The following is a 25,953-nucleotide window of genomic DNA, read 5'->3' as shown; positions in this document are numbered from 1 at the left end:
CCCGCCGCGACGGCCATCGAGATAAGCGTGTTCCGGGAGAACGACAGCAGCGAAATGATCAGCGCGGGTGGGCCGAGGGTCAGCAGCGTGGCAGGCCTCAGGCAGCCGATGATGGCGGCGGCCACCAGCGCGCTCAGCGTCGCGGTGGCCGGGGATTGCGTGGTCAGGATGATCCGGACAGCTTGGTCGGCGCCGGTCGCGGCCCCCAGACTCTCGGCCCACCCGCGCTGATCATTTCGCTGCTGTCGTTCTCCCGGAACACGCTTATCTCGATGGCCGTCGCGGCGGGGGCGGCTCTGTTGGTCAGCCTGAGCGTGCCAACCCTGCGCCGGACCGCCGTCGTCACCGCGATCTTCGCGGCGGTAATCGCGGTGACGGTGCCGGGATTGCTGTTCTTGCTGCACGGTTCGCAAGCCGGCGCGTGGCTCGCCGACCAGCTCACCGCCTTCAACGAGCGGGTGCTCGGCGGGGTTTCGTCGAGCGCGCTCGCCGTGGACGAATCGGCGCTGGAGCGGCTGCGGGAGAACTCCCTGCTGAACCGCTCGATCGCTCAGGCGCCCGTATTCGGCCATGGCCTGGGTTACGCGTATCAGCCGCCGAAAGGTGACGACGAGTTTTCCGCGAAGTTCTATCCCGCCTACTCGCACAACTTCTATCTGTGGTGGCTGGCGAAGGCGGGCACGGTCGGGATGACGGCGTTCGTCGTCTTCGCACTGATCCCGTTGATCCAAGCGGTGCGCTGCCGCACCGCGGCGGCGAAGGTCAGCGTGGCGGTCAGCGCCGGCCTCCTCGCAATATCCTGGGTCTGGCCGTTGCCCGAGATGCCATCGGACGCCTTCGCGCTGGGCATCGCGCTCGGTTCGGCGATGGGGTTCGCCGGCTTGCGCGGCAGGGAGCGCGACGCCAACCCCGCGGTCAACCCCGACGCGGCCGTACTCACGGCACCGTCCGGAGCCCACTGAAGTGGGCACGACGAGCGGCCGACCGGTGTACTTTGACGCCGTGGCCAATCACCTTGGGAGTTAGCCGAATGCGAAATAGCTGCCTGTTCGACCATCCCCGCCACGCGCCGCTGTGCGATCTCATTTCCGGACTGCGATGATCTCCGTCATTCATGTCGGGCCGGGCATCTACAGCTTTGGCGGGACGCAGACCGTGATTCGAGTCATCCGGGACCACAAGATGGGCGCCGACGACATCCGCGTCCTGTCGACGTGGGAAGGGCGGCACCACGCGAAGAACTTCGTGCTGACCGCGCGCGCGGCGGCCGTGCTGGCCCGGGCGCCCCGCACGACGATCGTGCACTTCCACATCTCAGACGGCGGGGCGTGGCTGCGCGAAGGATCGCTGATTCGCCTGGCCAAGGCGCGGGGCCTGCGGATTGTCGCGACGCTGCAGGGCGCCGACGTCGCCAACGAAGCGCTTCGGCACCGCCGCTACATCGGTGCCACCCTGCGCCGCGCAGACCACCTGATCGTGTTCTCGCAGGACGCGCGGGCCACCGTTGCGGAGCTGGCCCCACGGGTGCCGAGCACCATCTCGGTGAACCCGGCACCGATCGACTGGGACGCGCCCGGGGCAAGCACGACACCGCCGGTCGCGCTCTTCGCCGGGACCATCGGCCTGCGCAAGGGGGTCGACACGCTCGCGGCGGCGTGGCAGCTGCTGCTCGACGAGGGCATCGAAGGACGGTGCCGGGTGGTCGGGCCCATCGACGACTACACGCCCCCGCAGCTGGAGCGCTTCTCCGTGGAACCCGCGGTGCATCCGGACGCGATCCCCGAGTTGATCCGGTCCGCGCGGGTGGTGGTGCTGCCGTCGCGCGCCGAGGCGATGCCGCTGATCGTGACCGAGGCCCTGGCAGGCGCGCGCCCGGCCGTCGCGACCCCCGTCTCCGGCACGCCGGGCATCGTTCCCGACCCGAAAATGCTCGTCCCCGTTGACGATCCGCCCGCGTTGGCGGCGGCGATCGGCCGGTACCTCCGCGATCCGGAGCTGGCGGAGCGCGACGGCCTCAAGGGTCAGGCGCACATCGCGGCGACGCGCAGCCCGGAGGTCATCGGCGCCGAGCTTCGCCGGATCTACGAGAGCCTCGGCGTTGGAGCAGATTGAGCTCAGCGGACCGGCGCTGAAGGTCAGCGCGGTCGGTTTCGGGTGCGGGGGTTTGATGCAGGCGCCGTTCCGCAAGGAGCGGATGGCCGTGCTGGGCAGCGCGGTCGAGCACGGCATCACGCACTTCGACACCGCGCGGATGTACGGCCTCGGCATGGCGGAGTCCGAGCTGGGGGTGTTCCTGCGCAGCGTGAATCGCGACGCGGTGACGGTGGCCACCAAGTTCGGCATCGACGTCGGCGGGGCGGCCCGGCGTCTCGGCCGCTTCCAGGCGCCTGCTCGGGCGTTGCTGCGCAAAGCCCCAGCGCTGCGCCGCGCGGTCAAGCGGCAACAGGAACCGGACCTGACCCCGCGGCGCTACGACGCGGCGGTCGCGACCCGCAGCCTTGACCTGAGCCTGGCGGCGCTGGGCGTCGACTACGTCGACATCTTGTTCGTCCACGGCCCAAGGCCTTTCGACACCGTCGCCAGCGAGGAACTCGGCGAGTTCTTCGAACGGGCCCACCGGGCGGGCAAGATTCGCGCCTGGGGTGTGTCCCAGGACGAGGGCCTCGAGGTGGATTTCGCCGGTGCATTCGCACCGCGGGGCGTCAGCCAGGTCCGCGGCGACCTTCTCGGTCCTCCGCCACGACCTGCTGATCTCGTGTTCGGGGTCTTCAACCGGACGTACACGACGCTGTCCGCGGCGCTGTCGGCGGATGCCCGAACGGCCGAACGCTGGCGGGAAACACTCGAGATGGACCCGCTGGCCCCCGGTGTGTTGCCGAGGCTGATCTTGGCGTCGTCGGCCACGGCCACGGGTTGTCGCGCGATCCTCTACAGCAGCACCGACCCGCGGCGGGTTGCCGACGCGGCGCAAGCCGTCTCGTCGCCGCCCGACGCGGGGCTGCTGCGGCGTTTCGTAGATCTCGCCCGGCAGTTGCGACGGGGCCCCGCCGCGTGATCGTTGGTCCGGCGCAGTTCGCTCCCGATATGACCATCCGAACCGATGTCGTGGTGGTCGGTGCCGGCCCGATTGGCATCGCTACCGCGCTCGAGCTCGCGGCCGCCGGCGTCGAGGTGGCGCTGATCGAAAGTGGTCTGGAACGTAAGGACCGCGCGGCACAGGAGCTGGCGACGTTCGACTCCCGCCAGGACGACTACTTTCATTCACGCAGTGAGGTCTCCGTTCGCCGGCAGCTGGGCGGCACCTCGGCGCTGTGGGGCGGGCGATGTGTCAAGTTCGACGCCATCGACTTCGAGAATCGGCCCATCACCGCGCAGTCGCCCTGGCCGATCGGGTTCGACGATGTCGAGCCTTACCTGCAGCGGGCCTGCGACTGGGCGGGATGCGGGCAGGCGGTATTCAATGCGCGGGGCATCCCGGAGCTGGCCCAGCGGGACCTGGTCGTGGGGCTGCCCGATGAACAGGTGTGCACCACCGACCTCGAACGCTGGTCGTTGCCAACGCGTTTCGGGCGCGAGTACCGCGCCGAGTTGCGCGACACCCCCGGACTGACGGTGTGGACCGGCCTCACGTGCACCGAGGTGGTGACCACCGAAGCCGGTGATGCCGTCGACCATCTCGTCGTCAAGACGCTCGATGGACGGGAGGGCAGAGTCATTGCGGCGGACTACGTCCTTGCCACCGGCGGCCTGGAGGCCACCCGCCTGCTGCTCGCGTCGGATCGTCATCATCCGGCCGGGCTGGGCAACGCGGGCGGCCACCTCGGGCGCTGGTACATGTCCCACGTCGAGGCCCGGGTCGCGCGCGTGCACTTCACCAGCGACGACGTCATCTACGAACACGAGCGGGATCGCGAGGGCGTCTACGTCCGACGCCGTTTCACGTTCACTCCACAGCTGCAACGCGAACTCGGGATGCCGAATGCCGCTGTCTGGATGGTGAATCCGCCGATCAGCGATCCCGCGCACGGCAGCGGAATCCTGTCGGGTGTCTACCTGACGTTGATCTCCCCGCTGGGGCGTTTCCTGCTCGCGGCGGCCATCCGCGAGGCCCACACCAAGACCGCGGGCCCGCCGCGCGTCGCCGCGCACCTGCGCAACATCGTTCGAGACCTGTTCGGTTCCATCCGATTCGCGGTCCGGTTCTCCTACGCGCGGTTCCTGCGCCGGGGCCGCAAGGCGCCGGGCTTCTTCGTCAAGGGGTCCGGCAATCGATACCTGCTGCACTACCACGGCGAGCATCTCCCGCACTGGGACAGCCGCATCGAGCTGACCGACGAACGCGATGCCCTCGGCATGCGCCGGATACGCACCCACATGCATTTCTCCGACGCCGACTACGAAAGTGTGCGCAGGGCAATCGACCTCATCGACAAGCAGCTGCGCCGCCACGGCGTCGGACACGTGGAGTGGCTCGCCGACGACGTCGAGGCCTCGGTGCACGATTTCATGCGGGGCTACGCCGGCTTTCATCAGGCCGGCACGACCCGGATGTCTGCGACCGCCGACGGCGGCGTCGTGAACCCCGACCTTCAGGTGCACGGGGTGCGCGGGCTGTACGTCGCGAGCACCTCGGTCCTGCCGACGTCGAGCCAGGCCAACCCGACGCTGCTCGGGATAGCGCTCGGTGTGCGGCTTGCGGAGCGGCTCATCGGCGCTCGAGCGGAGCGGCCCGGAATCGCCGGCGGGTGGTCGGTCATGGGCTGAATCCGGGTATCGCCCAAGTTATTTGCGGACAGCCAAAGCGGAAGCTGCCGCGGGTGGAGTCACTTGACGACCTCAAACAGCCAGTGATGGCCACGCGCCGTGGCCAGCGGGCGGAACTCCCGTGGCGAACGGGCCATGAGTTCCCTGAATGCCCGCATCTCATGATCGCGGTCGGGGAACTCATCGAAGTAGATCAACGTACCGGGCTGGAGAAGCGGCTCCGCCCAACTCAGCACCGTGGCAGCGCTGGAGTACACGTCGCAGTCGACGTTGATGATCAACTGGTCGTGCTCGGGGACGTCGAACTTCGGGAGGCTGTCGTCGAACCAGCCGACGACGAACGAGACGCGGGCATCGTCGATCTTCGGCGGCTCGCCGCCGACGTCGAAGTGGCCGGCTCCCAGGCCGGGCCGCCAGTCCTGCGGCAGGCCTTCGAAGCTGTCGAAACCGATCAGCCTCGCTTCGGGATGCGGGAGGTGCTGCGACCACCACCGCATCGAGCCGCCCTCGAACACACCGAATTCGAGGTACAGGGGCCGTTGCCCGCGGACCTTGGCCAGCGCCCGGTCGAACAACGCAAATTGGTCGGCGACGACATCTACCGTTGCATTCGAAAAATCGTGCGCCAGCCAATGGCCGAGCTCGAGGTAACTGAGCACTGAACGCAGATTCGCCAGCCGGCTGGCCGTCACTCGACGGCCGGCCTTCATCAGCGACAGGCGGACTTTCGTTTTTGCCGTGCCGCCGACGCGATGGAGGAGCCGCCGGGTTGGCGCCGATGGCGTCGGGTCGCGCTCGGCATCCGCGTTAGGCACGCACCACACCCTATCCGACCTGGGCTGTCGCCAAAATCCCATTTGGACAAAGATTCCCGCTGTCCCGCGCCGGTGGCGTGCCGGGGCCGGCTGCCGATTCCGGTTGATGTCGAGCGGTCAAAGAAGCTAGCTGAAAAAGTGCGCGTGGGCCGCTCGCGTGCGGGACGATTGGGCGATCATCGGGAAGCGAAGGTGTCGTCTTGAAGATTTCGATCATCGGATGCGGGTACGTCGGGCTCGTCACGGGCGCTTGCCTGGCCGACAGCGGCAACGACGTGGTGTGTGTCGACATCGACCAGGCGAAGGTGGACGAGCTTCTGGCCGGGGGGGTTCCGATTTACGAACCCGGCCTCGCCGAGCTGATCGCCCGGAACCGGGAGAACGGCTCGATCGATTTCACCACCGACCGGCGCAGGGCGATCGAACACGGCGACGTGGTCTTCATCGCCGTCGCGACGCCGATGAGCGAAAGCGGCGAGGCCGACCTGTCCTACGTGCACGCGGCGGCCGCCGACATCGGGACATACCTGGATCGCTACAAGGTCGTCGTCGACAAGTCGACCGTCCCGGTGGGCACCGCCGAGCGGGTCCGCGAGATCATCGCCGCCACGGCCTCGCAGGAATTCGACGTGGTGTCCAATCCCGAGTTCCTCAAGGAGGGCACGGCGGTCACCGACTTCATGAAGCCCGACCGCGTGATCCTCGGCAGCGACTCCAAACGCGCGGTGGAGATCATGCGGGAGCTCTACGAGCCGTACCTGCGCACCTTCCATCCGTTGATCGTCATGGACATCAAGAGCGCCGAGATGGCCAAGTATGCGGCCAATTGCTTTCTGGCAACCAAGATTTCGTTCATCAACGAGATCTCCAACCTCTGCGAGAAGGCCGGGGCCGATATCAGCGCGGTGCGGGAGGCCATCGGGGCGGACCGGCGCATCGGCTACGAATTCCTGTTCCCGGGAGTCGGCTACGGCGGGTCCTGTCTGCCGAAAGACGTTCAGGCCCTGATCCACACCGCCGCGGGACTGGGCACGGACATGCGGCTGCTGCGCGCCGTCGACCAGGTCAACACGGAGCAGAAGGCAACGCTGGTCGCCAAAATCGTCGCGCACTTCGGTGACGGACGGCCCGCGGGTGACCTGACGGGCCTGCGGGTCGGCCTGTGGGGCCTGAGCTTCAAGCCGCAGACCGACGACATGCGCGAGGCCGCCTCGCTGGTGATCGTGCGGCGACTGCTCGAGCTCGGCGCGACGGTGCGGGCTTTCGACCCGGAGGCGAGCGTGCGAGCCAAAGAGGCGCTGGGCGATTCGATCGAATACGCCGGGAACATGTACGAGGCGGTCGAGGGCGCCGACGCGCTCGTCCTGGTCACCGAGTGGAAGCAGTTCCACCGGCCGTCGTGGCAGCGCGTCAGGTCGGCCATGCGGGGTCATGTCGTCTTCGACGGTCGAAACATCTATGACCCCAGGCGGTTGCGGGCCGAGGGTTTCGACTACTACGGCATGGGCCGCCACTAGGCTGGGTGGATGAGAGCCCTCGTCACCGGCGCCGCCGGATTCCTCGGATCCCACCTCTGCGATCGCCTTCGCCGCGACGGCGTCGAGGTTCTCGGCCTGGACAACTTTTATACCGGCAGGCGTGAAAACCTCGCCCACCTCTCGGGTGACCCGGGGTTCAGCTTCTTCGAACACGACGTCACGCGGCCGCTGGACGCCGCTGCTGTGGCGGGACCGCTGGACCTCGTCTTCAACATGGCATGCCCGGGCTCGCCCTTCGCATTCCAGCGCGACCCCGTGTTCACCCTCGACACCAACTACCTCGGCACGAGGAACGTGCTCGAGCTGGCGCTCGCCAAAGAGGCGACGATGCTGCAGGCCTCTACCAGCGAGATCTATGGCGATCCCACCTTGCATCCGCAGACCGAAAGCTATTGGGGGAACGTCAACTGCTTCGGCCCCCGCGCGTGCTACGACGAGGGCAAGCGGGTTGCCGAAACACTCATGCTCGAGTACGCGCGCCGCTTCGGCGCTCGGATCAAGGTCGTCCGGATCTTCAATACCTACGGCCCCAGGATGGATCCCGAGGATGGGCGGATCGTCTCACAATTCATCGTGCAGGCGCTCCGCGGCGAACCGATCACCATCTTCGGCGATGGCAGCCAAACCCGAAGCTTCTGCTACGTCGACGATTTGATCGACGGGCTGGTGAAGATGGCGACCAGCGAGGCGTCCTTCACCGGACCCGTCAACCTCGGTAGCCAGGACGAGCTGACCGTCCTCGAGGTCGCCCGCATCATCAAGGAGATGACCGGATCGCCCTCTCCGATCGTTTTCCGGGCCCTGCCCGAGGACGACCCGAAGAAGCGCAAGCCGGACATCGCCCTCGCCGAGTCGAGGCTCGACTGGCGTCCGGTGGTCCCATTCGGCCAAGGCGTCAAACTCACGATCGAGTACTTCAGGTCTGCCGATCTCGGGCGATGACCTCCCGATAGGCGCTAACGGTCTGCTCGGCAACCGATTCCGGGTCGAAACGCTGCTGAGCCTCGACGCGTACCCGCTGTTCGATGCCGGCTCTGAAGGCGTCGTCGTCAAGTATCCGGCGGATGTGCCCGGCGCAGGCCGCGACATCGCCATGCGGAAACAGCAGCGCGGTGTTGCCGTCCTCGACCATGTCCGGAATGCCGCCAACGCGAGAGGCGATCACCGGCAGTCCACACGCCATGGCCTGAGCGACGACTTGCGGAGTGGTCTCTTCGCGCGAGCCCAGCAAGAGAACCTGGGCCCGCGCGTATTCATCGAGCAGTTCTTCGTGGCCGATGGGGCCGAGCAGCCTTACCCGTTCCCCCAGGCCGCATTCGTCGATCGCCCGCCGGACTTCGTGTTCGCTGCTCGGGTCCGCAATGGGGCCGGCGACCCTGAGTTGCAGGCCCGCCCGCCACGGCCGGTCGGCAATGGCGCGACGGTCGTTGGCGACCTCGCCGACCGCGCGCACGAGATGGTCCACACTCTTGCGCGGCACCAGGGTTCCGACAAACAACATTCGGCCGGGCTCCGGTGCGCGCCGTATGCGGAAGAAGTCGTCTTGGATCGGGTTCTCGATGAACCGGCAGCGCGCCGTCAGCATCGGCCCGTAAACCTGCGCCAGGTACGGCGAGATGATGATCATGTCCCGGGCGCGGCGAAACACCTCCCGCTCCATGTTCGCGACAGCCCGTTTCTTCAAGGCGCCCAACGCGTCCCACCGGTTTCTTTGCAGTAACCGGCTCTCGATGAAGAGCACGCCGTGCGGAGTGATGACCGTCGGCGCCCCGCTCGCCAACGCGCCGAGCGCGTGGCGATCCTGGCCCTGTCCATGCACGACATCGGGATTGATCGAACGGATCACCGCCGCCAGGCGCGGCACGTCGTTGACACGCAGTGTGACCAATCGGGGGAGGTTCAGGCGCTTGACGTAGTGAACGTGCAGGGCGCCGGCCCGCCGGTAGGTTGTGGTCACACCGTTCATCGCACTGACGACGTGGCACTCGACGTCGGGACGGGCAGCCAGCGCATGCGCCAACGTGTACGTCACCGACTGCACCCCGTTGTGCACGGTCGCGCCTTCATCGGTGGGGTAGTCGCCTACCAGGGCGACCCGCAGCGGGCGGACGGAATCAGGGCGCACCGCGGCCACTTTCGAGCGCGATGCCCGGGTACTCGGCAAAGATCTTTCGCGCCGTGGCTTGGCCGAACGGCTCCGCCGCACGGCCGATGGTGCGGCGCAGCCGGTGCGTATCCGGGCACAGGAACGGTCGGTCGTTGGGGCGCTGGCGCTCGGGCACCGAGGTGAAGTCAACGGGAAACGGCAGGACGGACGCGATGATGTCCAGCGCTTCGCGGACCTCGATCGCCTTGCCGGATCCGATGTTGACGATCTCCAATCCCGCTATCCGCGAAACGGTGTCGACGATAACGGCGCCCATCGAGTCGACGTCAACGTAGTCGCGCAGTGGCCAGAGGTTACCGACTTCCACTTCGCGCTTGCCCTCCTGCGCGATCTGACGGGTGACCTCGGCGAGCATGTGCGGATTGGTTTCGCGCGGTCCGGCGGCGTTGAACAGCCGCCCGATCACCAGCGTGCGGAAACATCCGGTGGACTCGAAATAGCGCATGCACAGCTGCTCGGCCAGGTATTTCGTGTGGCCGTAGACATACACCGGCCCGGTCGGATCAACTTCCCGGTGGGGCACGAAGTTCGGATGGTAGACGTCGCCGGTAGATGCGAAGAAGAAGGCTGAGACGCCGTGCCGGCGTGACGACTCCAGGACGTTCAACGTGCCATGCACATTCAAGGTGTACGCCTCGTAGACGTGCTCCTCGCACCAGGGGACGAAGTGTTGCGCCGCAAGATGAATGACGTTCTGCGGCTTGATGTCACGGAATGCCTCGTCGCACGCGTCGGCGTCGAGGATGTCGCGGACGATCAGCGTCGGCTTGCGGGGTGCCTTCTGCCAGTGGTCCTTTCCGAGCGAGAGGTCATCCATGACGAAGACCTCGGCGCCCCGCTCCAGCAACGAGTTGACGACCGCCGATCCGATGAATCCACAACCCCCGGTGACCAGATACGTGCTCACGTTTCTATCCCTCTCGCGTCCATACATCCGGATACGCGAGGTGTGTTCGGTACCCGGTCAACGTCGACGGCCCATCACCTCGTCGATGACCTCCAGGAAGCGATCCGCGACAAGGTCGACGGCGCAATGGCGCTCGTAGTGCCGCGCCGCGGTGGCCCCGTGCCGCGCCGCCGTGTCCGGGTCGGCCAGGACGTCGAAAGCGGCCGCCAGTCCGGCAACGTCGTCGACGCCGATCGGGGGGCAGTCCGGGGGTTGATACTCGGGCGGCCCGCCCTCGGTGGAAACGATCGGCATGACGCCCAACTGCATTGAGAGGACCTGCACGCCGCTTTGAGTGGCGCGCCGGTAGTGGGCGATCGAGCCCTTGGCGGCGGCCAGGGTGGTGACGACATCGCGGTAGCGATAGCCGCCGCGACGCCACTGCGTGTGCGCGGGCAGCTTGTCGGCGTCCAGCGCTCCGTCGCCGATCAGGATGAGGTCGTCGCCGCGCCAGCCGCCGCCTTCGACGTGGCACTGCCAGGCCCGCAACACCACGTCCACGTTCTTATAGGGGTTGAGCCGGCCGAACATGACAAAGTCGTGGCGCCCCTCGGCATCCACGAACGGAGGGACGCGGTCGAGATCGAGATCGCTGGCGAGCGGTACAACGTGCACCGGTGTGCCGATCACGTCGCGTCGTGTCGCGACCGCGCGCGCGACGTATTCGCAGTAGGCGATGGTGGCCGCAGAGCGGGCGCCCCAGCGATCGAGCGCCGCGAGTTCGTAGGCGGGCAGCGCTTCCGCGGGGTCATGGGGGCGATCGTCGTGGATCACCTGGATGCGTGGCGTCCTTCCGGCCAGCGCAATCCACCGTGGATCACGGACCTGTTCGGCGATCACGACGTCCGGCCGGAACTTGCGGACGAGCCGCCAGGCCTTGAGCGTCGGCGGCCACGTCTTGGCCGACAGGAATCGCGGCTCGAGCACCACCTCGTACTCGCGGGCGGCGTCTGACTCCGGGTGCCGGTCAGAGGTCACGAGCAGCACGTCGGCCCCGTGCCGGATCAGCGCTTCGGACTGCACGCGCACCGCCGGCCGTGTCCATGGCGAAAGCCACAGCACCCGTGGAGACTTCACGCGGCCGGTCACGCCAGCTGCTTGCTGCGCAACGACGCCAGCGACGACCACTTGAGCGGGCCGACCGCGGCGCTGGTGGCCAGGTAGGCCGCGGCGGCGGCGAGCAGGATCAGCGCGACGTGCTGACCCGAAAGCAGCAGTGTCACCGCGACACTGGCGGCCGTCGGGATCAGCACCCGCAGCAAGAACATCACCGGCGTACGGTAACCGCACCGCCGGTGCAGCCACCAGCTGCTGAACAGCATGTTGAAGAATTCCGTACACACCAGCGCGATGCCGGGCCCGACGGCGCCCAGCCGCCCGTCGAGAACCAGATTCAGCGAGACGTTGACCACCAGCGTGGCGACCGTCAACCACAGCAGAACCTTTTGGTGGTGGCTGGCGACCAGACCCTGGCCGAGAGTGCCGCCGACGAACCGCAGCGCCGCCGCGACGAACAGCAATGCCAGCGTCGGCGTTCCCCGCGCGACGAACGCCTTGTCGCCGAAGAACGCGATCAACGGTCCGGCCAGCAGCGCTCCGACCACCGCGACGGGGACCGCCGCGAAATACATGAGCTCGACGCTGCGGCGCAGGAAGGCGGCGAACGCCGCCACGTCCCGCGCGAACAGTTCGGTGCCCGTCGACAGCGTCGCCTTGAGGAACACCAGCGACACCACGATGGTGTTGAACGCGATCGTCAAGGCGAGCCCGTACACGCCCACCTCGGAGTGGGTGTTGAGCAAGGACAAGATCACACCGTCGGCGCGGGTGTAAAGGATTCCGACAACCAGGAATCCGATCAGGGGCAGGGTTTCCCGCAACAGATCGGCGGCCTCGCGCAGCGCGAACACCGGGCGCACCGAGATGTGCCGCATCGCCGCGGCGCCCTGGATAACCAGCTGGACGGCGGGCGGAATGAGCTGTGCCACCGCGAACCAGATGACGTTCGAGTGCGCGGAGACCAGGACCGCGACCATGGCCAGGGTGGCCGTGCGGGCCGTGACGTCGGAGATGGCCACCGCGGAGAACCGGACGGTGGCCAGAAACACCGGCTCGAAGCGGGTGGTCATGGTCTGCAGCAGCAGGCCCCCGGACAGCACCACGAGCATGACCCGGACGTCGTAGTCGTGATAGACGAGCAACCCGGAACCGGCCGCCAGTGCGGCGAGCGGAACGCAGTAGATCAGGGCCAGTCCGCTGTTGACGCGCACCAGACGTTCGAGGTCGCCGCGGCCGGAGGTGACGCGGCGGACGATCACGGTGGCGACACCGAGATCGGCGAAGCTGTTCCACATTCCCACGAACGCGACCGCGATGGAGAGCTGGCCGTAGCGGCCCGGACCCAGGTACCGCGCGGTCATCGCCACGGAGACCACCGAGGCCAGCATTCCCAGTGCGCGGCAGATCAGTTGGATCGAGAAGGCGTGAGCCATCCGGGAGAGCGGCACCGACGGGACGACCGCCTCGGGCGTCGTCGGCTCAGTCATGACTCCCTAGTATGCGCCGTGACTGGTGAGAACGGCCTTAACCGTCTTGGCGATGATCATGAGGTCACCCGACATCGACCAGTTGTCCACGTAGGACAGGTCCAACCGCACCGACTCCTCCCAGGAGAGGTCCGATCGGCCGCTCACTTGCCACAGCCCGCTGACCCCCGGTTTCACCAGCAGTCGCCGCTTGACGTCACCGTCGTAGTTGTCGACCTCTCGGCGCAGCGGGGGGCGCGGGCCGACGACGCTCATGTCACCCTTGAGCACGTTGATGAACTGGGGCAGCTCGTCGATGCTGAACCTGCGCAGGATCTTGCCGACGGGGGTGACCCGTGGGTCCTCGCGCATCTTGAACAGCATGCCGCCGGCGCTCTCGTTCAGCGCCAACAGGTGCTCGATCTGGGTGTCGGCGCCGTCGACCATGGTCCGGAACTTCAGCATCCTGAAGGGCTTGCCGTCGATGCCGATCCGTTCGGATGGGTAGAACACCGGGCCCTTGCTGGTGAGCTTGACGGCGACGGCCGCCGCGACGAGGACGGGCGCCGTCGCGATCAGGGCCGCCAGCGAGAACAGGAAGTCGAACACCTGCTTCTGAAAGCGTTGCGTCCCTTCGTATTGCGGCTTCTCGACGTGCAACAGCGGCATCCCCGCGGTCGGGCGCAGGGTCAGGCGGGCCTCCGCGACGTCCATCACGCCCGGTGAGACCACGACGTCGACGTCCATCGTTTCCAGCTGCCACATCAGTTCTCGGATCCCGTGCATCCCGAAGTGGTCCGTCTGCGTGACCGCCACGGTGTCCGCACCGCAGCTGTTGATGGCGGCCACCGCGTGGGTGACGTCACCGAGGATCGGCACAGCGCGTCCGCCGAGGGTGATGGTGTTGCCGCGCGGTGGCCCGTAGCCCGGAATGCAAACGCCTACCACGAGGTATCCGTCCAGCGGGTTGCGGGAAAGTTCGTGGGCCAGGTGAGAGACCGCCTTGCGGTCCCCGATCGCCAGCACCGTCGTCTGGCACTGACCGTTCGCGCGCATCTGCCGGATGTGCTTGCGCCACAGGCTGCGGCTCCCCAGCAGGCCCATGGTCCCGACGGGGAGCGCGATCGCAAGGTAACCGCGGGCCAGGTCCACCTTGGCGAGCAAGGTGACCATCGCGATGATTCCGAACGTCCAGAACGAGGCGCTGCCGATCCGGCGGTACTCGTCGATGCCGGCGCCGATGACTCGCGGTGAGCGCGTTTGGAATACCGCCAGCGACGACAGCCATAGCGCCGCGAAGAGAAACGACAGCATCGTCATCGCGACGTCCGAGTAACCCGAGGTGTTGGCGATTTCGCCGAATCGGACGTACTGCGCCAGTAGCACCGAGGCGCAGACGATCAGCGTGTCGCTGATGCGCAGGTGGTGCGAATATTGGTGCTGCCAGCGCCGGATCGCGCTGCCACCGGGCGAGGGCGCCGCGGCCCCGGTGGCCGGCAGAGCGCCGGTGCGGCGGCTGGGCAATGACGTGATGCCGGCCGGTTTCCGCTTGGTCGGACCGGGTTCGGCGTGCACGACGTCCACCAATTCCTGGGTCATCAACGGGTTAGACATGACGCTGCACTCTCGATCGAAGCGAAGCTCGGCGTTCGCGATGGCCAACTGGCGTCCTGCTCGGAGATGACGGTGACCGGCAGCGGCCACACGATCCCGAATTCCGGGTCATTCCAATGGAATCCCTGGGCGTCGGACGGCGCGGGCTCCCCGCTGACCTGATAGCTGACTTCGGTGTTGTCGATCAGCGTTTGGAAGCCGTGGGCGACGAACGGCGGCAGGAACAGCGCCCGGTAGTTGTCCGCGCTCAACTCGACCATGACGTGGTCGCCGTAGGTCTGCGACCCCGGGCGGATGTCGACCGCGACGGCGGCGATCGCGCCGCGGGTGCAGCGAACCACCTGGGTCTGAGCGTAGGGCGGCACCCGATGGTGCAGGCCCCGCACGGTGCCGCGGGTGTAGTTGAAGTAGATGTTGGTCTGGGTGACGTCGAAACTCAGCCCGCGGTCGGCGAATTCGTCGGCACAAAAGGAACGGGACGAGAAGCCGCGATGGTCGCGTTGCGGCTCGAGGTCAATGATCGTCACGCCGGCGATCTGGGTGGGCGTGTACTTCATGCACCGCTCCTCGGGTCACGGGTCGTTCTCGTCGGGGTCATGGCCTACGCGTATCCACCGGAAGGCGGCCGCGTCATCACGGTCGGGATGACGCCGTACCGGGGGCCGAGGTTCTTGCCCGACGCGGCGGCCAGGCGCGGTAGCGAGCCCATGATGCTGGGCGGCGTGTTGGCGCCGGCGAGGCTGATGGTCGGCAGTGCGGAAGCGGCGCTGTGTGCCGCCGGTATCACGCTGGTCCAACTCGCCGGGACCGCCAGCGGACCGAGCGAGGCCGCGCTGCCGAGGCTTCCGACCACACCCGATCCGAGCGAGCCGAGCGATCCCAGCGCGCCCGCGCCCGTGCTCGCCGCGCTCGCGGCCCCCGCCGCAGCGGTGCCCGCCGCCTGGGCAGCCCCATTCACCAAGCCCTGCGCGGTCTGAGCCATGCCGAGGATGGAGGACATCCCGTACAACGGTGTCGCTCCCGCCATGAAGTAGGTGGGCAGCGAGCTGGGCAGGCTCGACGCGAGGCTGTCCATCAGCGACGAACTGGCCGTGCTGGTGGCGGTGCTCGCGGTGCCGGTACCGACCTGGGTCAGGGTGGAGGTGCTGGCGGACATCGGCGACGAGAGCCCGTGCAGGGCGTTGGGAACCGAGGACATCACGTTCGACAGGGAAGTGTGCGTGGCCGCCAACGTTTCGGCCTGCGCCACCGCGCTGCCCTGGGTCGCCACCCCCGCCGGGTTGGCGACGTCCGGCGGCGGGCTGAACGGTGTCACGTCGCACGCGGCCGCCGAACCCGCGGCGTATTGGTACATCGCCGCCGCGTCCTGTGCCCACATCTCGCCGTATTCGGCCTCGGTGGCCGCGATCGCCGCCGAGTTCTGGCCGAAGAAGTTGGTGGCGATCAGCGTCGCGAGCTGGACGCGGTTGGCGGCGACTGCCGGCGGCGGAACGGTCATCGCGAAGGCGGCCTCGTAGATCTCCACCGCGAGCCTGGCCTGGCCTGCGGTTTCCGCGGCCCGCGCGGCCGCCCCGGCGGTCCACGCCATGTAGGGAGCGAAGGCGGACGCCATGGTCAACGACGAGGGACCCAACCAGCGTCCGGTCGTCAATCCGGCTATCACCGAGCGGTAACAGCTTGAGGCGGAATGCAATTCGGCGGCAAGGCCATCCCAGGCCACCGAGGCCGCCACGAGCGACACCGGACCAGGGCCGGCATACATCCGCGCGGAATTGAACTCCGGCGGGAACGCCCCGAAATCGATCACGTCAGACCCCGGTCCCCGGTGGCGGTGCGGAGACGGACGACCGCCGGGCCGTACCCGAGGAGCGCGATTACCGCGTTAAACATACCTAAAGTATTGATTATGGTGGAAGCTGTGCCGAAGAGTATTTGGCCTGCGATCGCGAAGGTCCTTTGTCCCTTTCCGAGCCTTCTACCTGCTGACGCTGCCAGAGCGCGTGGCCTGGTGGTCACGACCGGCATCTGCGTCTCCTAACATCCTGCAAAGGGCCCGGGATCGGGCGTTCTTGCCGCTCAACTGGGCGAACCGTGGGTTTGGGCCGCCCGGCCCTACAAACTGACAATGTGATAATAGCGTACGAAACATACTAATAGTTTGTAAAGAGGGTGTGATGTGGACTACAGGTATTTACGCAAGCGTCAAGGCAGACGCCTGCAGCTGCTAATCTCAGACGTGGCCCATGTACTGCCCGGGGGTGGCCGGTCGGTGTAGTTCAAGACCGCCCAAGAACCGAGGTGTATGCCCTGCTCATCAACCTGACGGCGATCGACCAGGTCCGGGTCGCAACCCCCGACGAGATCGGTCGCGTCATACACGCCAACGTCGCGGAGCCCGGCTTCCCCGCCGGGTTCACGCCGCTGCGCCAGGGTCACACCCGGCGGGCCGACGAGAGCTGAGCTGGCAGATTCCCATGACTACCCACTCGACCGACGGACGCGCCGACGCGACGCGGCGGCAGATTCTGCGCGCCGCCTCCCATCAGTTCGCGCGCAGGCCGTACCACGACGTCGGTCTGGATGACATCCTGGCCGAGGCCCAGCTGACCAAGGGCGCGATGTACTTCCACTTCAAGTCCAAACACGCCTTGGCGGTGGAGCTCATCGACAAGCAGATCGCCGCGGCGACCGTCGCGGTCGGAGACCTGTTGACCCGCGGACTTTCGGGCCTGGAAACCCTGATCGACTTCTCGTATCTGATCGCCGTTCAAGACATCAAGACCGATCTGGTCAGGGCCGGCCTGAATCTGATCGAGTCGGTCGGACAGTCGGGGGGGCTGCAGGACACGTTGGTGAGCGGCTGGGTGGAAGCCCTGTCGGGGGTCGTCCAGCAGGCCATCACCGAGGGTGACATCGACGAACGCTGTGATCCCGACGCAGTCGGACGGCTGATGGTGTCGCTGCATATGGGGCTGCGCAAGACCAGCAATCTGGACGACCCGGAACGGTTCCTCACCGACCTGGAAAAGTGCTGGATGCTGATCTTGGGTGGGATCTTGCAACCGGACCGGGCCGATTACTTCAGCCAATTCCTAAGGCGGCGAGCGGCGCTCGCCGTCAACTCCAGTTCGAGCGACCAAGGCTCGCCTTAGTGCCGACCAGGTTGAGCAGACTGCCCGCCAGCCGCGGCAGCGGCTGCTAACGTTGGACGTCTTGCGGTGGATGTGAACCCACATCAATGACTCCGCGCACCCGACGCGACTCCGGAGGTGCAGAGACAGTGCCGCGCCAGGTCCGATCCGAAGCCACTCGGCGGAAGATCATCGACGCCGCGATCGAGGTGTTCGGGGAAGTCGGATATGCCGCCGCCGGGTGGGGGGCGATCATCGAGCGGACCGGGATGACCAAAGGCGCCCTGTATCACCACTTCGATTCGAAGGAATCGCTGGCGTCCGACATCCTCAAGGAAGGCTCCGAGAGCCTGCTCACGGCATTCGGGAACGTGTGCAAGTCTTCGTCGCCGGGGCTGGAAAACCTGCTACACGGCGCCTTCACCATCGTGGTAGTGCTCAACTCGGACAAGACCGTTCGCACGGCCGAGCAATTAGCCTGTGCCTTAAGCGGATTGAACGAGGCCGCGGGGGACTTCTATGCCGACCTGGCGGTGAAGATCGCTGATGAGGCCAGGCGGGCCATCAGCGAGGGAGACCTCCGCAAGGACGTCGACCCCAAGGTGCTCTCCGAGTTCCTCGTTGGAGCCATGTTCGGAACGCGACTGGTATTCAATGCGATAACCCGTCGTGAACCCAACAGGGGAGGCCCCGTCGACATCGGCGGTCGCCTGCGTCAGATCTTGGAGCTCCTGCTGCCCGGCACGGTGACCGAGTCGTCGTTGCCCTATTTCCAGCAGTTCCTCGGTCGCGAAGTCATGCGTCATGCCCCGGCCATCGCGGCCCGCCCCGACGCCGACACGGAACCCCTGATCGGCTAGAGCTCCACGGTCGCGCGGTCGGGCCGGATGCGCCACACCCGCTTTCGCGGCCATCGAGACGGCGAATCAGTAATTGCGGTTGACGCGCATTCCACAATGCATACTGTTCCGGTGATGTACCGGAGACGTCTGGGCAAAGTGGTCGCGCTGGCCGCGGTGGTTGGGTTTTTGGTGATGAGCGCCCCGGCGTCGTGGGGTGCGCCCGGCGAACCGGCTACCGCCGCGGACTCGCCGACGTTGTCGCTTACCGACATCGGGTCCGCTCCCACCCTGGAATTCTGGGGGGTGACGAGTACCCAACAGCTCACCGTGCCGGTGCTGCATGGCCTGACACCGACGGCACTGAACGCCACCGTCGAGATGCCGATCAATCTGCGGTCCGGGGTGCTCACTGTCACGCAGGGCGAGCGCACCATCGCACGGCTGAATTTGCCCTCCACCGATCAGGCCCCAATCGTCATTCCCCTGGCGGGCGCGGAGGTCAACGACAATTGGCTGTCGGTGACGCTGCGTTCGTACGTGGTGCCATTGGACGGATACTGCCTCTACCCGTGGAGCCCGCTGCGCCTGACCAACGGGTCGATCACCTACACCGGGGTCGAACTGCCGCCCACCACGGTGGCGCATTTCCTGCCGCCGGTGCTGCGCAAGCTTTCCATCTACCTGCCGCCGTCGCCCTCGCCGAACGAGTCCGATACGGCGGTCCAACTGGCCGCCTCCACCGCCTCGCACTACGGCCGGCAGACCCCCGAGATCGCGGTGATTCCGCTGGCCGAAGGCCAGGCCGCGCCGCCGGCGCCGCCGCAACCGCTGGAACGTCAGATCGTCGTCAAAGAGGGCCCTGACAACGGGCTTTCGCTACAAGGCGCCTCGGGTGTGCCGTGGTTGCTCATGTCCGGACCGCTCGGCCAGTCGGACGAATCGAACACGGCGGTGTTGTTCAACGACGTCTCGCAGTTGGCGCTGTCTTCCAAGGCGGCGGTGGAACAGCTCAAACCGAGCGTGCAGCAACTCGGTGGCAGCGTGACGTTGCGCGAGTTGGCGCAGCCCGTTCTCAACTCGACGTCACTGCAACCGCGGGTGTCGATCGGAATCGACCAAACCCGATTCGCCAGATCGGTGCACAACGTGCGCGTGCATCTGCAGGGTTCCTACACCCCGACACCGGGGAACGTCGGCGGTCAGATCGCCGTGACCATCGGCCCCGAAACCATCGACCACTGGCCGACCGACGGCCACGGCACCATCGACCGCTGGATCGATGTGCCGGACCGACTGCTGCAGCGCTACACCAGTATTGATCTGGTCCTCGACGTCGCCGCCAACACCGGGCATTGCGGCGACTTCTACACCGCCGGGCCGGGGAGTCAGCTGCTGACGCTGAACATCAACGGCGACACCACAATACAGAGCGACCCGGCAGCCCCGCCGGTGCCGGACGGCTTCCAATCGGTGCCGCAGTCGTTGATGCCCCGGATGCAGGTGGGCATCGAGGCCCACTCGTTGATAGACACGGTGCGGGCGGTCGGCATCGTGGTGGGCCTTCAGCGAATCAGCGCCGTGCCGCTCTACACCACGGTCACGACCGCGCAGCAGGCGATCGACTCGTCGGACCCCGCGATAGTGATCTCCGCCGACGGGTGGAACCACTCCAATGTCGCGCTTCCGGTGGCTGCCGGGCCGAGCGGGCCCATCACCGTCAATGCCGTCCAATCCGACGGCAAGCCCGCCAAACTCACACTCGACCCAGATCTCCGGTTCGCCTCTCTCCAAGTGGTTTTCAACCGCGGCAGGTCGCTGTTGGTGGCGACATCAAACGGGGCGCCGGGGCAACTCGACGAGTTGCTGCGGTGGCTCAGCGGCGATAACAAGCGCTGGCAACGACTCAAAGGCGCCGCGGTGGTGTCCGCGCCGGGCGGGCAGGACCCGGTGACCGTCGAGCACTCGCCCTCGGCCGGTGGTCCGACCGCGGCGTCGCAGGGGCACTCCGACCTCGGCTGGCTGTGGTGGTTCGGCGCGGGCTGGGTTGCGGTGGCCATCGTCGGCGGCGGGGTGATCCTGTGGCGCACCAGGCGCGAATCACGGCGGCGGCGTTAGCGTCTGCGCGTAACCGCGCGTCCCGTGCGGCCGTCCAGCACGAGACCTGATGCCCACCAACAGGTTTCGCTTACATCGACGACCGACCGCAGGACGTCGACGCGTTCCGGCCAATGATTTCCCGGGCCTGCCGCGTCCCCGCTAGCGGTCCTCCTGCCACAACTGCTCGGTCAGATCCTGGAACGCCGCGAGCACGAACTGGTCGTCGGCGCGCATCGCCGCCGACTTGCTCATCAGGGCGCGCACCACCGAACCGTCCTTGTGCGCCAGTTCGACCACCATGTTCGCCAGGGAATGAACGACGGATAACAACGAATCCGAGGCCGGTGCCTGATGGAAGATCTGGTGGAACTTCAGCTCCAACACCTCTTCCCGGTCATAACCCATCATCTCGGCGAACGCGGCGTTGGAAAACAGGATGGTGCCGTCATTCTCGATCGCCAGCACCGGGATCGGGATCCGCTCGAGCACGACCAGTGCCGGCAGCTGTTTCAGGGTCGTCATCGGCGAGTCACCCTCTTGCCGATTGCGTCGTCGGTCCACCGGCCGATTATGGCGCATAACATAGGCTATACACAGGCCTTCGAGCAGATGCCCGCCCAGGATTGGCGCCGTATTTCGTTTCCCGCTCGCCGAAGGCATCCCTGAACACCTTCGTCGGCCCGCTCGCGCACCGGGTCGGTGATCGGCCGGCGGCGCGCGGTCCGGAGGCGCGCCGACGTCGACATCGGCGACGTCGTGTTAGCGGTGGCACAGAAGATAGCAACGCTATTGACAGCCGCGCTCTCGAGGGTTAGCGTTGCTAGCACCTACGGGAGATGAGGAGTGTGCGCCATGGTCGCCACCGTTTTCGCGGTCGTCGCGGTGCTGGGTACCGGGGTGGTCTACGGCACCGACGTGTTCTGCGCGATGGTGCTGAGGCCCGCGATGGCCCGCATCGACGATCGGGCCCTGCTCGCCGTTGCCGGCAACATCCATCGCTATGGGGATCGACGGATGCCGGTACCCGGCGTGCTCGGCCTGGCGGCGGCGACGATCAGCCTGGCATTCGCCGCGGCGTCCGGCCGCTGGGCGCAAGCCGGCGCGGCCGGCGCCGCCGTCCTCCTGCTGCTGGCGTGGCTGCTGATCTACCTGCGGGTGAGCGCGCCGATCAACCGGCAACTCATCGCAGGCGCGGATCGACCCGAGTTGCCGACCGATGCTCGTGCGCTGCAGCGCAACTGGGACAGAGTGATCACCACCAGGGCCACCCTGCAGGGCCTCGCCGTCGCGGCGCTGTGCCTGGCAATGTCGGTGTGAAGCTGGTGGCGCGCTCGGCTCGCGAGCGGCTAGTCGGCTTGGTAGCGGGGGAAGACCCCGGTCGGCGCCGGGAGCGCCGTGCCGGGGGTCAGCCGTTTGCCTATCGCGTCGAAGCTGCGCTGTTCGGGCGCCTGGCCGAGCAGATCCAAAAGCTTGCCCGCCGATTCGGGCATCACCGGCTGGATCAGCAGCGCCGCGATGCGAACGGCCTCGCAGGTTGTGTAAAGCACTGTCGCGAAACGAGTCTGGTCCGCCGCGGAGTCGCTCTTGCGTAGCACCCACGGCTGCTGGGCGGAGAAATATCGGTTGGCGGCGCCCAGCATCAGCCAGATCGCTTCCAATGCCAAGTGCATGGCCTGCCCGTCGAAGGCGGCGCGCACGCGGTCCAGCAGGCCGTCGGCCGTCGCCAGCAGTTCGGCATCTTCGGCGGTGAATTCACCGGGCGTCGGCACCACCCCGTCCAGGTTCTTGGCCACCATGGACAGCGACCGCTGGGCCAGGTTGCCCAGCTCGTTGGCGAGGTCGGTGTTGATGCGCGTGACGATGGCGTCTTCGCTGTAGCTGCCGTCCTGGCCGAAGGGGACCTCCCGCAACAGGAAATAGCGCAACTGGTCCACGCCGAACGTCTCGGTCAGCGCCACCGGGTCGACGATGTTGCCCACCGACTTGCTCATCTTCTCGCCCCGGTTGAGCAGGAACCCATGCGCGAACACCCGGCGCGGCAGCTCGATCCCGGCCGACATCAGAAACGCCGGCCAGTAGACGGTGTGGAACCGGATGATGTCCTTGCCGATCATGTGCAGGTCGGCGGGCCAGTAGCGGCGGAACATCGGCGAGTCGGTGTCGGGGTAGCCGACCCCGGTCAGGTAATTGGTCAGCGCGTCGACCCAGACGTACATGACGTGATCGGGATGGTCGGGCACTTTGACGCCCCAGTCGAACGAGGTGCGCGAGATCGACAGGTCGCGCAGGCCGCCGGAGACGAAGCTGACCACTTCGTTGCGGCGCACTTCGGGGGCGATGAAGTCCGGGTTGGCCTCGTAATGGGCCAGCAGCTTGTCGGTGTACGCCGAGAGCCGGAAGAAGTAGGTCTGCTCCTCGGTCCACGTCACCGGCGTTCCGGTTTCCACGGCGACCCTTGTCCCGTCGACCACCGCGGTCTCGGATTCGACGAAGAACCGCTCGTCGCGCACGGAGTACCAACCCGTGTAGCTGTCCAGGTAGATGTCTCCGGCGGCGTCCATCCGCCGCCAGATCTCCTTGGACGCTTCGTGATGGTCGGCGTCGGTGGTGCGAATGAACCGATCGAAGGAGATGTTGAGCTTCTCCTGCAGGCGTTGAAAAACATCGGAATTCCGCCGCGCCAGCTCGGCGGTCGGAAGGCCCTCCGCCGCCGCCGTCTCGAGCATCTTGAGGCCGTGCTCGTCGGTGCCGGTCAGGAAACGCACGTCGAACCCATCGAGCCGCTTGAATCGCGCGATGGCGTCGGTGGCGATGTACTCGTAGGCGTGCCCGACGTGCGGATTGCCGTTGGGGTACGTGATCGCGGTGGTGACGTAGAAGGGCCTCATCGAGAGTCCACCTTATTGTGTGCGCGTGAGCTCCAACCGACGAGAACGAGAAGCGCCGCCCGCACCCGAACCGCTGGCCCCCCTGGTCGACGCCCACACCCACCTCGACGCCTGTGGCGCGCGGGACGCCGGGGACGTGCGCGCCATCGTGGATCGCGCCGCGGCGGTCGGGGTGGGGGCCGTGGTCACCATCGCCGACGACCTGGCTTCGGCGGCTTGGGTGACCCGCGCCGCCGAATGGGATCCGCGGGTGTACGCCGCGGTGGCGCTGCACCCGACCCGCGCCGATGCGCTCGACGACGCCGCCCGCGGCGAAATAGAGCGGCTGGTGGCCCACCCCCGGGTGGTGGCCGTCGGCGAGACCGGCCTGGACCTGTATTGGCCCGGGCGCCTCGACGGGTGCGCGCAGCCGGACACCCAACGGGAAGCGTTCGCCTGGCACATCGACCTGGCCAAGCGGTGCGGCAAACCGTTGATGATCCACAACCGGGACGCCGACGCCGAGGTGCTCGACGTGCTGGCGGCCGAAGGCGCGCCCGACACGGTGATCTTTCACTGCTTCTCGTCGGACGCCGCGATGGCCCGCCGCTGCGTGGACGCCGGATGGTTGCTCAGCCTGTCGGGAACGGCGAGCTTCCGCAACGCCCGCGACCTGCGGGAAGCCGTTCCGCTGATACCGCTGGAACAACTGCTGGTGGAAACCGATGCGCCCTTCTTGACGCCGCATCCGTACCGCGGTGCACCGAACGAGCCGTATTGCCTTCCTTATACTGTCCGGGCGGTCGCCGAACTGGTGGGCCGTCCCGCCGAAGAGCTGGCGCAGGCCACGACGAGCAACGCTCGGCGGGTCTACGGGCTGGCTCCCGGTTGACTCGCTGCACGGGAAGATTGCGTTAACGAATTCGCGCCGGAGTTGCTCAACTTTGGCCGGTTCGTTACCGTCTTGTGATCGAAAGGGTGGGGCCTACGGGCCCTTATTTGTCGCTTGGTGCTGATTAGGTCGTTGGAGTAATTGCTGTGGTCGGGATAGACGCGCGTTGACTGTATTAACAAAACTTCATCAGACACCGTCGCCGATGTTGCGGCTCATCGTCGGAGGACTGTTACTGGTTCTGGCGTTCGCAGGTGGATTCGCGGTCTCCGCGTGCAAGACGGTGACGCTGACCGTCGACGGCATCGCGATGCGGGTCACGACCATGAAGTCGCGGGTCATCGACATCGTGCAGGAGAACGGCTTCGCCGTCGACGAGCGGGACGACCTGTACCCCGCCGGGGACGTCAAGGTGCACGACGCCGCCAACATCGTGTTGCGCCGCAGCCGCCCGCTGCAGATCTCGCTGGACGGTCACGACACCAAGCAGGTGTGGACGACGGCATCGACCGTCGACGAGGCCCTGGCCCAACTCGCCATGACCGACACGGCCCCCGCCGCGGCCTCCCGCGGCAGCCGGGTCCCGCTCGCGGGAATGGCGCTGCCCGTCGTCAGCGCGAAGACGGTCCGCATCACCGATGGCGGCACCACCCGTACGGTGCACCTGCCCGCGCCCAACGTCGCGGGGCTGCTGAGCGCGGCCGGCGCCCCGCTCCTCGAGGGCGACCAGGCGATGCCGAGCGCGTCATCCCCCATTGTCGACGGCATGGAAATCCAGGTGACCCGCAACCGGATCGAGCGGGTGACGGAACGAATGCCGTTGCAGCCCAATGCCCGTCGGGTCGAGGACCCGGACATGAACATGAGCCGCCAGGTGGTGGAAGACCCGGGCAGCCCCGGCACCCAGGACGTCACCTTCGCGGTCGCCACCGTCAACGGCGTTGAGACCGGCCGGTTGCCGATCGCCAACACCGTGATCACCCCCGCCCGCGAGGCGGTGGTGCGGGTGGGCACCAAGCCCGGCACCGACGTGCCACCGGTCACCAACGGCTCGATCTGGGACGCGATCGCCGGCTGCGAGGCCGGTGGGAACTGGGCGATCAACACCGGCAACGGCTACTACGGCGGTGTGCAGTTCGATCAGGGCACCTGGGAGCGCAACGGCGGGCTGCGGTTCGCCGCGCGCGCGGACCTGGCGACCCGGGAAGAGCAGATCGCAGTCGCCGAGGTGACGCGCGAGCGTCAGGGTTGGGGCGCGTGGCCCGTGTGCAGCGGAAGAGCTGGTGCGAGCTGACGATCCGGCTGCTCGGTCGCACCGAGATCAGGCGGCTTGCCAAAGAACTTGACCTTCGGCCCCGGAAATCCCTCGGTCAGAACTTCGTCCACGATGCCAACACGGTCCGCCGGATCGTCTCGACCTCCGGGGTCGGCCGGTCCGACCACGTCCTCGAGGTCGGACCCGGCCTGGGATCGCTGACGTTGGCGTTGCTGGACCGCGGCGCCACGGTAACCGCCGTCGAAATCGACCCGGTCCTGGCCGATCGGCTGCCGCAGACCGTCGCCGAACACTCGCACAGCGAATTGCAGCGGCTCACCGTGCTCAACCGCGACGTTGTAGGGCAGGTTGGCGACGACCGCGTTGGGTTGCGCGGCCAACTCGTCCCGGCGAAGGGTCAAGACGTCGCGGTTGAGCACGGTGAGCCGCTGCAATTCGCTGTGCGAGTGTTCGGCGACGGTCTGCGGCAGCCGATCGGC

The 25,953-nt window shown here is 67.1% G+C and carries 22 protein-coding genes and 2 pseudogenes; 14 read left to right on the top strand and 10 right to left on the bottom strand.

Going from position 1 to position 25,953, the window contains the following annotated elements; all coding sequences use genetic code 11:
- Positions 1 to 212 precede the first annotated feature (212 nt).
- The 4 genes and pseudogenes from A5704_RS07300 to A5704_RS07285 form a co-directional block, all read left to right on the top strand.
- A pseudogene (locus A5704_RS07300) lies at positions 213 to 962 on the top strand (O-antigen ligase family protein); the annotation flags it as partial.
- A 136-nt stretch (positions 963 to 1,098) separates the two neighbouring features.
- A complete protein-coding gene (locus A5704_RS07295; protein ID WP_067757497.1) occupies positions 1,099 to 2,112 on the top strand; it encodes a glycosyltransferase family 4 protein in 1,014 nt (337 codons plus the stop codon).
- 16 nt (positions 2,113 to 2,128) lie between these two features.
- Positions 2,129 to 3,055 carry an aldo/keto reductase gene (locus A5704_RS07290; protein WP_067757507.1) on the top strand — a complete coding sequence of 309 codons (927 nt, stop codon included), beginning with the start codon at positions 2,129 to 2,131 and terminating at the stop codon, positions 3,053 to 3,055.
- A complete protein-coding gene (locus A5704_RS07285) occupies positions 3,052 to 4,764 on the top strand; it encodes a GMC family oxidoreductase (RefSeq protein ID WP_067888206.1) in 1,713 nt (570 codons plus the stop codon). The genes A5704_RS07290 and A5704_RS07285 overlap by 4 nt, the downstream gene beginning before the upstream one ends.
- A gap of 59 nt (positions 4,765 to 4,823) precedes the next feature.
- Here the strand turns inward: A5704_RS07285 and A5704_RS07280 are convergent, their stop codons facing one another.
- Positions 4,824 to 5,579, bottom strand: a complete 756-nt coding sequence (locus A5704_RS07280; RefSeq protein WP_197508459.1) for a class I SAM-dependent methyltransferase — start codon at positions 5,577 to 5,579, stop codon at positions 4,824 to 4,826.
- Between the two features lie 200 nt (positions 5,580 to 5,779).
- Here A5704_RS07280 and A5704_RS07275 point away from each other — a divergent pair, with 200 nt between their 5' ends.
- Both A5704_RS07275 and A5704_RS07270 read left to right on the top strand, forming a co-directional pair.
- Positions 5,780 to 7,096 (top strand): UDP-glucose/GDP-mannose dehydrogenase family protein, encoded by a 1,317-nt coding sequence (locus tag A5704_RS07275; RefSeq protein WP_067888203.1) that lies wholly within the window; start codon positions 5,780 to 5,782, stop codon positions 7,094 to 7,096.
- Positions 7,097 to 7,105: 9 nt separating this feature from the next.
- Positions 7,106 to 8,059 (top strand): UDP-glucuronic acid decarboxylase family protein, encoded by a 954-nt coding sequence (locus A5704_RS07270; RefSeq protein ID WP_067888199.1) that lies wholly within the window; start codon positions 7,106 to 7,108, stop codon positions 8,057 to 8,059.
- Here the strand turns inward: A5704_RS07270 and A5704_RS07265 are convergent.
- The 7 genes from A5704_RS07265 to A5704_RS07235 are packed head-to-tail and all read right to left on the bottom strand — an operon-like array spanning position 8,034 to position 16,176.
- Positions 8,034 to 9,251: a glycosyltransferase family 4 protein gene (locus A5704_RS07265; protein WP_067888195.1), complete on the bottom strand. Its 1,218-nt coding sequence runs from the start codon at positions 9,249 to 9,251 to the stop codon at positions 8,034 to 8,036. The genes A5704_RS07270 and A5704_RS07265 overlap by 26 nt on opposite strands.
- On the bottom strand, positions 9,232 to 10,191 hold the full coding sequence (locus A5704_RS07260; protein ID WP_067757482.1) for an NAD(P)-dependent oxidoreductase: 960 nt from the start codon (positions 10,189 to 10,191) through the stop codon (positions 9,232 to 9,234). The genes A5704_RS07265 and A5704_RS07260 overlap by 20 nt, the downstream gene beginning before the upstream one ends.
- 57 nt (positions 10,192 to 10,248) lie before the next feature.
- Positions 10,249 to 11,292 carry a glycosyltransferase family 4 protein gene (locus A5704_RS07255; protein ID WP_067757504.1) on the bottom strand — a complete coding sequence of 348 codons (1,044 nt, stop codon included), beginning with the start codon at positions 11,290 to 11,292 and terminating at the stop codon, positions 10,249 to 10,251.
- Between the two features lie 23 nt (positions 11,293 to 11,315).
- Positions 11,316 to 12,776 carry an oligosaccharide flippase family protein gene (locus A5704_RS07250; protein ID WP_067888192.1) on the bottom strand — a complete coding sequence of 487 codons (1,461 nt, stop codon included), beginning with the start codon at positions 12,774 to 12,776 and terminating at the stop codon, positions 11,316 to 11,318.
- A gap of 6 nt (positions 12,777 to 12,782) precedes the next feature.
- The gene (locus A5704_RS07245; RefSeq protein ID WP_156675782.1) at positions 12,783 to 14,354 is read right to left on the bottom strand and encodes a sugar transferase; all 1,572 of its coding nucleotides are present in this window, start codon (positions 14,352 to 14,354) and stop codon (positions 12,783 to 12,785) included.
- A complete protein-coding gene (locus A5704_RS07240; RefSeq protein ID WP_067757471.1) occupies positions 14,354 to 14,926 on the bottom strand; it encodes a dTDP-4-dehydrorhamnose 3,5-epimerase family protein in 573 nt (190 codons plus the stop codon). The genes A5704_RS07245 and A5704_RS07240 overlap by 1 nt, the downstream gene beginning before the upstream one ends.
- A 44-nt stretch (positions 14,927 to 14,970) precedes the next feature.
- Positions 14,971 to 16,176 (bottom strand): PPE family protein, encoded by a 1,206-nt coding sequence (locus tag A5704_RS07235; RefSeq protein WP_067757468.1) that lies wholly within the window; start codon positions 16,174 to 16,176, stop codon positions 14,971 to 14,973.
- 491 nt (positions 16,177 to 16,667) lie between these two features.
- Between A5704_RS07235 and A5704_RS28250 the strand changes: the two genes are divergently transcribed.
- The 4 genes from A5704_RS28250 (at position 16,668) to A5704_RS07220 (ending at position 20,457) form a co-directional block, all read left to right on the top strand.
- Positions 16,668 to 16,829, top strand: a complete 162-nt coding sequence (locus tag A5704_RS28250; RefSeq protein ID WP_156670172.1) for a hypothetical protein — start codon at positions 16,668 to 16,670, stop codon at positions 16,827 to 16,829.
- Positions 16,830 to 16,843: 14 nt separating this feature from the next.
- The gene (locus A5704_RS07230) at positions 16,844 to 17,521 is read left to right on the top strand and encodes a TetR/AcrR family transcriptional regulator (protein WP_067888176.1); all 678 of its coding nucleotides are present in this window, start codon (positions 16,844 to 16,846) and stop codon (positions 17,519 to 17,521) included.
- A 128-nt stretch (positions 17,522 to 17,649) separates the two neighbouring features.
- Positions 17,650 to 18,360 (top strand): TetR/AcrR family transcriptional regulator, encoded by a 711-nt coding sequence (locus tag A5704_RS07225; protein WP_067888173.1) that lies wholly within the window; start codon positions 17,650 to 17,652, stop codon positions 18,358 to 18,360.
- A gap of 96 nt (positions 18,361 to 18,456) precedes the next feature.
- On the top strand, positions 18,457 to 20,457 hold the full coding sequence (locus tag A5704_RS07220) for a hypothetical protein (protein ID WP_067888170.1): 2,001 nt from the start codon (positions 18,457 to 18,459) through the stop codon (positions 20,455 to 20,457).
- A 141-nt stretch (positions 20,458 to 20,598) separates the two neighbouring features.
- Here the strand turns inward: A5704_RS07220 and A5704_RS07215 are convergent, their stop codons facing one another.
- Positions 20,599 to 20,961 (bottom strand): PAS domain S-box protein, encoded by a 363-nt coding sequence (locus A5704_RS07215; protein ID WP_067759437.1) that lies wholly within the window; start codon positions 20,959 to 20,961, stop codon positions 20,599 to 20,601.
- Positions 20,962 to 21,282: 321 nt separating this feature from the next.
- Here A5704_RS07215 and A5704_RS07210 point away from each other — a divergent pair, with 321 nt between their 5' ends.
- Positions 21,283 to 21,756, top strand: coding sequence for a DUF1772 domain-containing protein (locus A5704_RS07210; RefSeq protein WP_156675780.1), 474 nt, complete (start codon positions 21,283 to 21,285; stop codon positions 21,754 to 21,756).
- 29 nt (positions 21,757 to 21,785) lie between these two features.
- On the opposite strand, the gene metG is transcribed toward A5704_RS07210, so the two are convergent.
- Positions 21,786 to 23,327 carry a methionine--tRNA ligase gene (gene metG, locus A5704_RS07205; protein ID WP_067759443.1) on the bottom strand — a complete coding sequence of 514 codons (1,542 nt, stop codon included), beginning with the start codon at positions 23,325 to 23,327 and terminating at the stop codon, positions 21,786 to 21,788.
- A 19-nt stretch (positions 23,328 to 23,346) separates the two neighbouring features.
- Between metG and A5704_RS07200 the strand changes: the two genes are divergently transcribed.
- The 3 genes and pseudogenes from A5704_RS07200 to A5704_RS07190 all read left to right on the top strand — a co-directional run.
- The gene (locus A5704_RS07200; protein WP_067759447.1) at positions 23,347 to 24,198 is read left to right on the top strand and encodes a TatD family hydrolase; all 852 of its coding nucleotides are present in this window, start codon (positions 23,347 to 23,349) and stop codon (positions 24,196 to 24,198) included.
- A gap of 166 nt (positions 24,199 to 24,364) precedes the next feature.
- Positions 24,365 to 25,492 carry a resuscitation-promoting factor gene (locus tag A5704_RS07195; protein ID WP_197508458.1) on the top strand — a complete coding sequence of 376 codons (1,128 nt, stop codon included), beginning with the start codon at positions 24,365 to 24,367 and terminating at the stop codon, positions 25,490 to 25,492.
- Positions 25,456 to 25,816: pseudogene (locus A5704_RS07190) on the top strand (rRNA adenine N-6-methyltransferase family protein); the annotation flags it as partial. The gene A5704_RS07195 and the pseudogene A5704_RS07190, both read left to right, overlap by 37 nt.
- Positions 25,817 to 25,953 lie beyond the last annotated feature (137 nt).

The organism is Mycobacterium sp. E735 (assembly GCF_001666955.1).
GTDB lineage: Bacteria > Actinomycetota > Actinomycetes > Mycobacteriales > Mycobacteriaceae > Mycobacterium.
The sequence above is the reverse complement of the archived record's forward strand: the minus strand, read 5'-3'. Positions and strand labels throughout refer to the sequence as shown.

Bases quoted from the DNA above. Each gene is read 5' to 3' on its own strand.
- A5704_RS07295 (WP_067757497.1), top strand. From the start codon at position 1,099: ATGATCTCCGTCATTCATGTCGGGCCGGGCATCTACAGCTTTGGCGGG.
- A5704_RS07270 (WP_067888199.1), top strand. From the start codon at position 7,106: ATGAGAGCCCTCGTCACCGGCGCCGCCGGATTCCTCGGATCCCACCTC.
- A5704_RS07250 (WP_067888192.1), bottom strand. From the start codon at position 12,776: ATGACTGAGCCGACGACGCCCGAGGCGGTCGTCCCGTCGGTGCCGCTC.
- A5704_RS07245 (WP_156675782.1), bottom strand. From the start codon at position 14,354: ATGACCCAGGAATTGGTGGACGTCGTGCACGCCGAACCCGGTCCGACC.
- A5704_RS07240 (WP_067757471.1), bottom strand. From the start codon at position 14,926: ATGAAGTACACGCCCACCCAGATCGCCGGCGTGACGATCATTGACCTC.
- A5704_RS07230 (WP_067888176.1), top strand. From the start codon at position 16,844: ATGACTACCCACTCGACCGACGGACGCGCCGACGCGACGCGGCGGCAG.
- A5704_RS07220 (WP_067888170.1), top strand. From the start codon at position 18,457: ATGCATACTGTTCCGGTGATGTACCGGAGACGTCTGGGCAAAGTGGTC.
- A5704_RS07215 (WP_067759437.1), bottom strand. From the start codon at position 20,961: ATGACGACCCTGAAACAGCTGCCGGCACTGGTCGTGCTCGAGCGGATC.
- metG (WP_067759443.1), bottom strand. From the start codon at position 23,327: ATGAGGCCCTTCTACGTCACCACCGCGATCACGTACCCCAACGGCAAT.